Annotated in this window: 11 protein-coding genes; 8 read left to right on the top strand and 3 right to left on the bottom strand. The window is 68.6% G+C overall.

Annotation, left to right across the window (positions count from 1 at the left end; genetic code table 11):
• Nucleotides 1-533 precede the first annotated feature (533 nt).
• The 8 genes from rpmH to ACQP0P_RS47850 all read left to right on the top strand — a co-directional run bounded on the left by rpmH (nucleotide 534) and on the right by ACQP0P_RS47850 (nucleotide 5,947).
• Entirely contained in the window at nucleotides 534-671 is a 138-nt protein-coding gene (gene rpmH / locus ACQP0P_RS47885; protein ID WP_010849920.1) for a 50S ribosomal protein L34, read from the top strand.
• Between the two features lie 61 nt (nucleotides 672-732).
• Nucleotides 733-1,155 carry a ribonuclease P protein component gene (rnpA, locus tag ACQP0P_RS47880; protein ID WP_433369937.1) on the top strand — a complete coding sequence of 141 codons (423 nt, stop codon included), beginning with the start codon at nucleotides 733-735 and terminating at the stop codon, nucleotides 1,153-1,155.
• Entirely contained in the window at nucleotides 1,155-1,427 is a 273-nt protein-coding gene (gene yidD / locus ACQP0P_RS47875; RefSeq protein ID WP_425580431.1) for a membrane protein insertion efficiency factor YidD, read from the top strand. The genes rnpA and yidD overlap by 1 nt, the downstream gene beginning before the upstream one ends.
• A 4-nt stretch (nucleotides 1,428-1,431) precedes the next feature.
• Nucleotides 1,432-2,382 (top strand): membrane protein insertase YidC, encoded by a 951-nt coding sequence (gene yidC / locus ACQP0P_RS47870; protein WP_433369934.1) that lies wholly within the window; start codon nucleotides 1,432-1,434, stop codon nucleotides 2,380-2,382.
• A gap of 35 nt (nucleotides 2,383-2,417) precedes the next feature.
• Nucleotides 2,418-2,921: a protein jag gene (locus ACQP0P_RS47865; protein WP_433369932.1), complete on the top strand. Its 504-nt coding sequence runs from the start codon at nucleotides 2,418-2,420 to the stop codon at nucleotides 2,919-2,921.
• Between the two features lie 193 nt (nucleotides 2,922-3,114).
• Entirely contained in the window at nucleotides 3,115-3,810 is a 696-nt protein-coding gene (gene rsmG, locus ACQP0P_RS47860) for a 16S rRNA (guanine(527)-N(7))-methyltransferase RsmG (RefSeq protein WP_433369929.1), read from the top strand.
• 196 nt (nucleotides 3,811-4,006) lie between these two features.
• Nucleotides 4,007-4,930: a ParA family protein gene (locus tag ACQP0P_RS47855; protein ID WP_433369926.1), complete on the top strand. Its 924-nt coding sequence runs from the start codon at nucleotides 4,007-4,009 to the stop codon at nucleotides 4,928-4,930.
• Nucleotides 4,931-4,972: 42 nt separating this feature from the next.
• A complete protein-coding gene (locus ACQP0P_RS47850) occupies nucleotides 4,973-5,947 on the top strand; it encodes a ParB/RepB/Spo0J family partition protein (RefSeq protein WP_433369923.1) in 975 nt (324 codons plus the stop codon).
• 471 nt (nucleotides 5,948-6,418) lie between these two features.
• Here ACQP0P_RS47850 and ACQP0P_RS47845 read toward each other — a convergent pair whose 3' ends face one another.
• The 3 genes from ACQP0P_RS47845 to ACQP0P_RS47835 all read right to left on the bottom strand — a co-directional run bounded on the left by ACQP0P_RS47845 (nucleotide 6,419) and on the right by ACQP0P_RS47835 (nucleotide 10,038).
• Nucleotides 6,419-7,477, bottom strand: a complete 1,059-nt coding sequence (locus ACQP0P_RS47845; RefSeq protein ID WP_433369920.1) for a threonine aldolase family protein — start codon at nucleotides 7,475-7,477, stop codon at nucleotides 6,419-6,421.
• Between the two features lie 186 nt (nucleotides 7,478-7,663).
• Nucleotides 7,664-8,617, bottom strand: coding sequence for a D-alanine--D-alanine ligase family protein (locus ACQP0P_RS47840; RefSeq protein ID WP_433369917.1), 954 nt, complete (start codon nucleotides 8,615-8,617; stop codon nucleotides 7,664-7,666).
• A 188-nt stretch (nucleotides 8,618-8,805) separates the two neighbouring features.
• Nucleotides 8,806-10,038, bottom strand: a complete 1,233-nt coding sequence (locus ACQP0P_RS47835; RefSeq protein WP_433382466.1) for a PLP-dependent aminotransferase family protein — start codon at nucleotides 10,036-10,038, stop codon at nucleotides 8,806-8,808.
• Nucleotides 10,039-10,188 lie beyond the last annotated feature (150 nt).

The following is a 10,188-nucleotide window of genomic DNA, read 5'->3' as shown; positions in this document are numbered from 1 at the left end:
GAGTCGGCTCCCCTCCTCCCGACGCGGCCCCCGCTGGCCTACCGCGATCTGTTTATCCACATCGATGGCCGCCGGAAGCACCGGATCTCGCCGTTGTCCACACGCCGGGCGTCCCGTGGCACCTTCGTGGGCATCGTTCGATATCCACACCGAATCCACAGGCTGTGCACAGTCTGTTACCCGCGGTCCGACGCGTCCTCGCAGTGGAGAGAGGGTTTGGAAGGGCCGTGGGTAGCCCTGTCCACAGCTGTGTACAAGACGTTGTCCACAGCCTAGTGGCAGTACGGGGGGGACAGAGTGCACATCCTGTGGACGGCGGGGCGCCGGTGGAAAACGTGCCTGTGGAAAGGTGGATAACCTGTGTTCGCGTGCTCCAGGATGTTCTCCGGTTTGACCTGGGACGCGCCTGCCCCGTAACGTACGACGGTCGGCTTGCCACGCGGCGGCTATTTCGCATGCCCCGCATCCGGCAGGCCAGCCATTGTCGAGCGTCCCCATGTGCTGGGGATGCGTCTTGAGCCTGGAGCCCACTCGTGAGCAAGCGTACTTTCCAGCCGAACAACCGCCGTCGTGCGAAGACCCACGGCTTCCGGCTCCGCATGCGCACCCGCGCCGGCCGCGCCATCCTTGCCGCTCGCCGTCGCAAGGGCCGCGCCGAGCTCTCCGCCTGACGCATCCGTTGCGCCCGGTCCGCCGGGCCAAGGCAGCAGCGCCCATCGCCCGTCGGCAGCGATGCCGACGGGCGACAGGCGTACCTGCCCAGGGTCACGAAGATCTCTCGTGTTGCCGTCCGGGTCCCGCATGCGCCGGGGCGACGATTTCGCCGGCGCGATCAGAAGGGGAAGCCGAGCAGGCCGCCCCACCCTGGTCGCGCACTTTGGCATGCGCCCTGACGCTGACGATCCCCCCCTGGTCGGATTCGTGGTGAGTCGCGCCGTGGGAGGCGCGGTCATCAGAAATCGGGTCAAACGTCAGTTGCGACACCTCATGCGAGACCGTCTCGACCGGCTTCCGCGAGGTAGCCTGCTTGTTGTACGCGCCAATCCATCGGCCGCGTCCGCGCGAAGCGAGCGCATTGCCGCCGAACTCGACGTCGCGCTGGATCGTTTACTCAGGCGGCTAGAGCCCCCGGGGGCTCGCATGGATGGGCGATGATGACGGCGCAGCAGATCGCCGGGATTTCTCCGGCTGCCAGGATCCTGATGGCTCCGATCCGGTTCTACCGGGCCTTCGTGAGCCCTTTGCTGGGTCCCCGTTGCCGTTTCCACCCCTCGTGCAGTGCCTATGGCCTCGAAGCCGTGGCCGTTCACGGCGCGCTACGCGGCACATGGTTGACGATCCGGAGAATCGGGCGTTGCCACCCATTCCATCCCGGAGGCTTTGACCCGGTTCCCCCGGGCCGGTCCGACGAAACGCAAGGGAGCTAGCTCGGTGGAGCTGTCCTGGCTGAACTGGCTTTACACGGCCGTCGCCCAAGTGATCACCTGGATTCACGAGGGCTACAGCACCTTCATCCCGAGGAACAGCGGGCTCAACTGGGCGCTGACCATCATCACGCTCACCGTGCTGATGCGGCTGCTGATCTTCCCGCTCTTCCTCAAGCAGATGCGCTCCTCGAAGAAGATGCAGGAACTGGCGCCAAAGGTCCAGGAGATCCGCAAGCGCTACAAGAACGACAAGCAGCGGATGAACCAGGAGGTCATGGCGCTGTACCAGGGGCAGGGCGCCAACCCGCTGGGTGGCTGCCTGCCGATTCTGGCGCAGTTCCCGATCTTCATCTCGATGTTCACCGTGCTCCAGGCCATGGCCAACAGCCCGGTTCCCAAGTTCGGCATGACCCAGCAGCTGATGGACAGCGCCAGGGCGGCCCACATCTTCGGCGCGCCGATCCCGGCGACCTTCTTCACCAGTTCGAACGACATCATCGCGCTGAACGCCGACCCCATCGTCACCAAGGTCGTTCTCGCCGTCTTCGTGGCGATCAGCTCGCTGACCACCTTCCTTACCGTCCGGCAGAGCGTGACCCGCTCGATGGCCCAGATGCCGGACAACCCGATGGCGCAGCAGCAGAAGATCCTGATGTACGTCTCGCCGCTGTTCGCCATCTTCTCGCTGAACTTCCCCCTGGGCCTGATCCTCTACTGGGTCACCACGAACCTCTGGACCCTCGGCCAGCAGCACTGGTTCTACAGCCGCAACCCCTCCCCGGTGGTCGACGCGAAGGGCAACGTCACGACCCCCGAGCCCAAGCCGAGCCTGCTGAGCAAGGTCAAGAAGACCGCCCCCGAGCCCGAGGTGCCGTCCGCGCCGGAGCCCAAGGTGGTCCGCCAGCAGCCCACCCGCCAGCCCCGCAGCAAGCGGACCGGTAGCAAGAAGTCCTGACGTCTCATCCCGACAGCACGAAGGAGTGGCCGGACGTGACCGAGGCCGAGGCCGAGAGGGAGCCCGTGAAGGCGGCTCCCGATCTCGCCGCCCTGGAGCAGGAAGGCGAGATCGCGGCGGATTACGTCGAGGGTCTGCTCGACATCGCCGACATCGACGGTGACATCGACATGGATGTCGAAGGTGATCGCGCCGTGGTGTCGGTGGTCGATATCAAGGGCGGTGATCTGGTCGGCCCCAACGGCGAGGTGCTGGAGGCCATCCAGGAATTGACGCGTCTCGCGGTCCATCGCCAGACGGGTGAGCGGTCGCGCCTGATGCTCGACATCGGCGGCTACCGCGACCGCCGCCGGAGCGAGCTGAGCGAGCTCGGCACCAAGGTCGCTGCGGACGTCAAGCGGGACGGCGAGCCCAAGTCGCTGCAGCCGATGACCCCGTTCGAGCGGAAGATCGTGCATGATGCCGTCGCGGCGGCGGGCCTGCGGAGCGAGTCCGAGGGCGAGGAGCCCCGCCGTTTCGTGGTGGTCCTCCCCGTCTAGCGACGGCGCGGACGGGCAGCGGCCGCCGCCCCTGGTTCTTCCAGGGGCGGCGGCCTTTTTTTGCGGCCTGTTCCGTACGATGTCGGCGGGGGCATACGAGTTCGGGGCCCGCGCCGTGCGGTGCCGTCGAGGCGGGCCGTTAGCCTTAAGACCGGCCTGACCCCGACATTTCCGAGGGAAGAGTGAGCGTCGAGTGAGTGACCAGATCCCTGAGCCGCCCGAGGTCGCGCGCGAGGTGTTCGCCGGTGACGCCTGGGCCAGGGCGGAGGCGTTCGCGGAACTGCTGGCCGGCCCCGGGGTGGTGCGCGGGCTGCTCGGCCCGCGGGAGGTGCCGCGCATCTGGGACCGCCATCTGCTCAACTGCGCGGTGGTCGCCGAGGCGGTGCCCGCGGGCGCACGCCTGGTCGACATCGGTTCCGGCGCCGGACTGCCGGGCCTGGTCCTGGCGATCGTACGGCCGGACATCACCGTCACCCTCCTGGAGCCGCTCCTTCGCCGGACGGTCTTCCTGGAGGAGTGCGTGGAGTCGCTGAAGCTCGGCAACGTCGAGGTGTTGCGCGGCCGGGCGGAGGAGTTCGCGGGCAGGCGGGAGTTCGACGTCGCCTCCGCCCGTGCGGTGGCACCGCTCGACCGCCTGCTGAAGTGGGCGCTTCCCCTTCTGCGTGAGGGGGGCGAGCTGCTGGCCATGAAGGGCGAGCGTGCCGCGGAGGAATTGGCGGACGCCGAACGGCAATTGCGGTCGAGTGGGGTTCAAACCGCTGAGCTCACATCGGTCGGGCACGGTAAGGTCGAGCCGCCCACAACTCTCATCCGGGTGGTCGCCGGTCGAGCTCCAGAAGGAGCGCGGAAGACCGCTCGCCGGAAGGATCGCGCCTCGCGAGACAGGTAGCGCGAGGCCAGTAGACAAACCGAGCAAAGCGAGTACGAGGCCAGTGGACGACCGTACAGGTGCGATTGCCAGCGCGACGAGCGGTCTCGGCTGGCCCGAGGATCCGGCCGCTTTGCCACATGGACGCCTTTCCGGTCTGGGTTGGCCGGCACCGGCTCCCGGTGCCGTAGTCAGGCCGGTTGAAAGGACGACGACCGTGACCCAGACCCCCCTTAATCCCGGCGACTCGCCGCTGGTACGAGAGGCACTCAGCTCAGTGGTTTCACGTGAAACACCGACCCGGAAGACCACCGCTCCCGGAGGTTCCACCGGGGTCCGAGATGGAGATTGGCCCCGCCCTCCCAAAACCCGGATCTTCACCGTCGCCAACCAGAAGGGCGGCGTCGGTAAGACCACCACGTCGGTCAACCTGGCGGCAGCGCTGTCCATGCACGGCCAGCGGGTGCTCGTGGTCGACCTCGACCCCCAGGGCAACGCCTCGACGGCCCTGGCCGTCGAGCACCGTGGCGACGTACCGGACATGTACAAGGTGCTCGTGGAGGACATGCCGCTCGCGGAGGTGGTGAAGGAGGTCCCGGACATGCCGGGTCTCTACTGTGCTCCCGCCACGATCGACCTGGCCGGTGCCGAGATCGAGTTGGTCTCCATGGTCGCCCGTGAGGCTCGCCTGCAGCGCGCGCTGACCGCGTACGACGCCGTTGAGTTCGACTACATCCTCATTGACTGCCCTCCCTCGCTCGGCCTGCTCACCGTCAACGCGCTGATGGCCGCCAACGAGTTGCTGATCCCCATCCAGTGCGAGTACTACGCGCTGGAGGGCCTTGGGCAGCTGTTGAGAAACGTGGATCTGGTCCGCGCCCATCTGAACCCCACGCTTGATCTCTCCACCATCCTCATGACGATGTACGACGGACGCACCCGCCTGGCCTCCCAGGTGGCCGACGAGGTCCGCTCCCATTTCGGCGCGACGGTGTTGAGCACGTTGATTCCCCGGAGCGTGCGCGTCTCCGAGGCCCCGAGCTACGGTCAGTCGGTCATGACGTACGACCCGGGCTCCAGCGGCGCGATGGCCTATATGGACGCCGCTCGTGAGATCGCTTATCGCGGTGTGGCCGTATGAGTACCGCGAATGCGGGCGACATCTTGAGCCTCGGGAGGGGCAGTGAGTAAGCAGCCGAGAGGGCTGGGCAGGGGACTGGGGGCCCTCATCCCGACGGGCCCGGCCGTCGTCGCCGAGACACCCGTGTCGATGACCGTGACGATGGTCGCTCCGGAGCCGGCGGTGCCGGAGCAGCCCGGCCCGAAGCCGGTCGCGGGCGCCTACTTCCTTGAGATCCCCGTCGACGACATCGCGCCCAACCCGCGCCAGCCCCGCGACGTCTTCGACGAGGAGGCTCTGAAGGAGTTGGCCGCCTCGATCGGTGAGGTCGGCCTGCTCCAGCCGGTCGTGGTGCGCGCGACAGGCGAGGGGCGCTACGAGCTGGTCATGGGCGAGCGCCGCTGGCGTGCTTCCAGGCTCGCCGGCCTCTCCGAGATCCCCGCGATCGTGCGGAGCACTCAGGAGGACAAGCTCCTGCTTGACGCGCTCATCGAGAACCTCCAGCGCGAGCAGCTCAACGCTCTGGAGGAGGCGGCGGCCTACCGGCAGTTGCTCGACGACTTCGGTGCGACCCACGAGCAGCTCGCCACCCGCGTCGGCCGTTCCCGTTCGCACGTGACCAACACACTGCGTCTGCTGAACCTGCCGGCCGGAGTACAGCTCAAGGTCGCGGCGGGAACGATCAGTGCGGGCCACGCGCGAGCCCTACTCGGCCTGGACAACCCCGCCGCCCAGGAGCATCTCGCCCACCGGATCACGGCCGAGCTGCTGTCGGTCCGCGCGGTCGAGGAGATCGTCGCCGTGGGCGACGCCAAGGCCGCTCCGGCTCCGACTCAGAGAGCTCCCCGGACCAAGCCCGCCGAGGAGCCCGCCCTCCGGCACCTGGCAGACCGTCTCTCCGACCGCTTCGAGACCCGGGTGAAGGTCGACTTCGGCCGCCGTAAGGGGCGCATCGTGGTGGAGTTCGCGACCATCGACGACCTGGAGCGCATCATCAGCACGATGGCTCCGGGATCGCTGCAGGTGCAGGAAGGATGATTTCCGGCAGGGCTTGTCGGCGCGGGGTCGATGGGGCCCCCGTTGTGAGCCGGTGAATCCCGCCCCCCGCTCCCCTCTCCCGGAGGGTTCTCCGCTCGAACGGCCTCCCTGTTTCACGTGAAACAGGGAGGCCGTTCTCATGTTCCCGGCGCCGCCCTCGCGTGACGCCCCTCCTTGGCCGTCGTACGCCACCGCGACGGTCGAGCGAAGCCCTCCCGTTCGATACGCCTCGCCGCACGCGCACGCGAGGCCTCAGGGCCGTACGGCTGCCAAGCATTCCGCCCCTGACGCCGGCGCGCCGGGGTTGGCCGGTGCGGCCCCCGTCGTCGTGACGGAGGCGGCGCCGTTTCACGTGAAACATCGAGCGCCGATCGACGCGGACGGGCAGGGGTGCCGTACCGGAACGCCGAGGTTCGCATTCGGGGACGGCGGGCTCGCACGGACGGCTGTTTCACGTGAAACAGCCGTCACTCAGGAGCCGGCCGCCTCCTGGACGGCGAGCCGGATGTCGGCGACGAAGGCGTCGACATGTTCGGAGGTGGTGTCAAAGGAGGTCACCCAGCGGACCACGTTCTCGGCCGCGTCCCAGACATGGAAGAGGTAGCGCTGCTGCAACTCCGCGATGACCTTCTCCGGAAGGGCGGGAAAGACCGCGTTGGACTGCACCGGGTAACGCAGGGAGACGCCGGGGAGGTCGGCGACGCCCTCGGCCAGGCGGTGGGCCATGGCGTTCGCGTGGGCGGCGTTCTCGCGCCAGAGATCATCGGTGAGGAGCGCGGTCAGCTGGGCGGAGACGAAGCGCATCTTGGAAGCGAGCTGCATTCCCTGCTTGCGGAGGAACGGCGTCGGGGCGTCCAGTTCGGGGCGGAGGACCACGAGCGCCTCGGCGCCCATGGCGCCGTTCTTGGTGCCGCCGAAGCTGAGCAGGTCCACGCCCGCGTCCGTGGTGAGGGAGCGGAGCGAGCAGCCGAGTTCGGCCGCCGCGTTGGCCAGCCGGGCGCCGTCCATGTGCAGGAAGAGACCGTGCGCGTGCGCGAACTCCGCGAGCTCGGCGACCTCGTCGGCGGTGTAGCAGGTGCCGCACTCGGTCACCTGGGAGATGGAGACGACCCTGGGCTGGGAGTGGTGCGCATCCCCCAGCACGGACAGCCTGCCCCGGATGTCGTCCACGGAGATTTTGCCGTCATCGGTGGGGATGGTGACCAGCTTGACACCGAGCACGCGTTCGGCCGCGCCGCACTCGTTGGTGTTGATGTGGGCGGTGACCGGGCAGAGCACCGCGTCGTACGGCCGCAGCGCGAGTCCTAGTCCCACGACGTTGGCTCCGGTGCCGTTGAACATCGGGTAGACGGTCGCCTGGGGGCCGAACTCGGCGCCGAAGGCGTCTTCCATCGCGGCGGTCCAGACGTCCTCGCCGTAAGCGGGGGCGTCTCCGGTGTTCGCTTCGAGGACGGCGGTGAGGACCGCGGGGTGCACGCCCGCGTGGTTGTCACTGGCGAAGCTCTTGGGAAATGGGGTGGAGGTCAGCACACGGCCAGCGTAGGGGGACACCGGTACGCCCGGCCCGCTTCCCTCCACCGAACCGCCGTCGGGCCCTTACCGGCCCTCGATCGGCTGATGATCGGACCGCCGGTGTTCCCGACAGGGGCCGCGCTCCAGGCTCCCCGCCCGGCCCCTGTCGCGCGCTTCGACCATTCCCAGCGGAGCGAGCGGAGGTCAGGCGCCGCGGGCGGCGGCCTGTTCGAGGAGGATCCGGCAGAGGGTGCCGAGGTCGTCGCCGGCGGCCTCCACGGCCATGGGGAGGAGGGACGTCTCGGTCATACCGGGGGCGACGTTGACTTCGAGGAAGTGCGGCAGGCCGTCCGCGTCGACGATCAGGTCGGTGCGGGAGATGTCCCGGAGGCCGAGGGCGGTGTGCGCGGTCACGGCCATCTCGGCGCAGGCCGCGGAGACCTCGGGCGAGAGGCGGGCAGGGGCGAAGAACTCGGTGTGCCCGGCGGTGTAGCGGGCCGCGTAGTCGTACACGCCCTCGTCGGGGACGATCTCCACGGGAGGCAGGGCCACCGGCCCGTCCCCGAGGTCGACCACGGAGACGGCGACCTCGACGCCGTCGATGCAGCGTTCGATCAGCGCGGTGTCGCCGTAGGCGAAGCAGCCGACCATGGCGGCGGGAAGTTCCTCCGCGCTGCGGACTATCGACGCACCGAGCGCGGAGCCGCCGCGGGACGGCTTGACGAACAGGGGCAGGCCGAGGCACTCCACGATGCGGGCCAGCACCGCGGAGGCGCCGAGGTCGTGAAAGGTCTCCTTGGGCAGCGTCACCGATTCGGGGGTGCGCAGACCGAAGGAGCGGACGACGGTCTTGGCGGTGGGTTTGTCGTAGGCGACCCGGCAGGCGTCGGGGCCGGCACCGACGTACGGGACGGAGAGGAGTTCGAGCACCGTGCGGATGGCGCCGTCCTCGCCCGCCCCGCCGTGCAGGGTGACGAAGACCGCGTCCGGCGGGTCCGCGAGTACGGAGGGAACCAGCGACGCGTCGGTGTCGCGGGTCTCCACGGAGATGCCCGCCCCTCGCAGCACCTCACTCACCCGTCGCCCCGAACGCAGTGAGACCTCCCGCTCGTAGGAGAGTCCGCCCGCCAGGACGAGCACATGGCCCAGGTCACTCATCCGACATACCTCTCGTCAAGGCCCGCTCCGAGCCTGTCCTGTCGCTCTCGTCGCGCATGGCCCGGCCTTCCCGGCGGACCGGATCTATCGCCGCGCACCGGCACAGGAAGTCACCGTACGGTACCGGGTGGGAGGAGATCATGCCGGTAGGTGTCCCGTGACGACGGGACACCTACCGTGCGGCATGGTTACGCGAGATCGGGGCCCGGGGTGTCGACCCCGGCGCGGTCCGGAGACGAGCCGGTTCCGAACGTGTCGCGGACACGGAGCTCCTGTTCGATCACCCCGGCCAGGCGGCGGACGCCTTCGCGGATGCGGTCGGGCTCCGGATAGCAGTAGGAGAGCCGCATGTTCCGCGCGCCGCCGCCGTCGGCGAAGAAACCGGTGCCCGGTACGAAGGCCACTCGTTCGGCGACCGCGCGGGGCAGCAGGGCCTTGGAGTCGAGCCCCTCGGGGAGGGTGGCCCAGACGAAGAACCCGCCCGCGGGGCGGGTCCAGGTGACGCCGGCGGGCATCAGAGCCTCCAGCGAGGCGAGCATGGTGTCGCGGCGCTCGCGGTAGAGCTCTCTGAACGACTTGATCTGCTCGAGCCAGGGCTGGGTGGCGAGATACTGGCCGACGGCCAGCTGGGTGAAGGAGGAGTGCGAAAGGACCGCGGACTCCATCGCCAGCACCAGCTTCTCGCGGACGGCGTGCGGGGCGAGCGCCCAGCCGACCCGGAAGCCGGGGGCCAGGGTCTTGGAGAACGAGCCGAGATAGACCACGCCTTCGGCGTTGTCGGCGCGGAGCGTCCGCATGGGCTCGCCGTCGAAGCCGAGCATGCCGTACGGGTTGTCCTCGACGATCAACACGTCGGCCCGCTGGCAGATCTCCAGGACCTGCTGCCTGCGCACGGCGTTGAGCGTCACCCCGGCGGGGTTCTGGAACGTGGGGATCGTGTAGAGGAACTTGATTCGTTTGCCCGCGCTCTTCAGGGCGTAGATGGTCTGGGCCAGCGACTCGGGGACGATTCCCTCGCTGTCCATCGCGACGTGGATGACATTGGCCTGGTAGGCGGCGAACGTGCCCAGGGCTCCGACGTAGGAAGGCCCCTCGGCGAGCACGACGTCACCCGGGTCGATGAAGATCCGGGTGATCAGGTCGAGGGCCTGCTGGGAGCCGACGGTCACGACGACGTCGTCGGCGTTCGCCTCGATGCCCTCCGGCCGCATGACGTCGCAGATCTGCTCGCGCAGGTGCGGGTCGCCCTGACCGGAGCCGTACTGGAGCGCGACGGGACCGCGCCTGGCGACCAGGTCGGCGACCAGTTCCCCCACCACGTCCAGGGGCAGGGCGGTGACGTACGGCATTCCGCCGGCGAGCGAGACCACCTCGGGCCTCGACGCGACGGAGAAAAGAGCTCGAATCTCGGAGGCGACCATCCCGGTTGCTCGTGCCGCGTACCGGTCGACGTAGGCGTCGATGCGCGATCCCTGGGTCGGAGCGATGGCCTGACCATGATCTTTATCCTGGGGCACGGTCCACCTCCTAAATTGTGTGGCGCATAAAGCGCTCATATTAGAGAAACCAGG

It is taken from the genome of Streptosporangium sp. CA-115845 (genome assembly GCF_050943795.1).
Taxonomy (GTDB): domain Bacteria; phylum Actinomycetota; class Actinomycetes; order Streptosporangiales; family Streptosporangiaceae; genus Streptosporangium.
This window is presented reverse-complemented; position numbering and strand designations above follow the sequence as displayed.

Coding starts and splice junctions, on each gene's coding strand:
- ACQP0P_RS47835 (WP_433382466.1), bottom strand. CDS start 10,038: ATGGTCGCCTCCGAGATTCGAGCTCTTTTCTCCGTCGCGTCGAGGCCC.
- rnpA (WP_433369937.1), top strand. CDS start 733: ATGCCGACGGGCGACAGGCGTACCTGCCCAGGGTCACGAAGATCTCTC.
- ACQP0P_RS47840 (WP_433369917.1), bottom strand. CDS start 8,617: ATGAGTGACCTGGGCCATGTGCTCGTCCTGGCGGGCGGACTCTCCTAC.
- yidD (WP_425580431.1), top strand. CDS start 1,155: ATGACGGCGCAGCAGATCGCCGGGATTTCTCCGGCTGCCAGGATCCTG.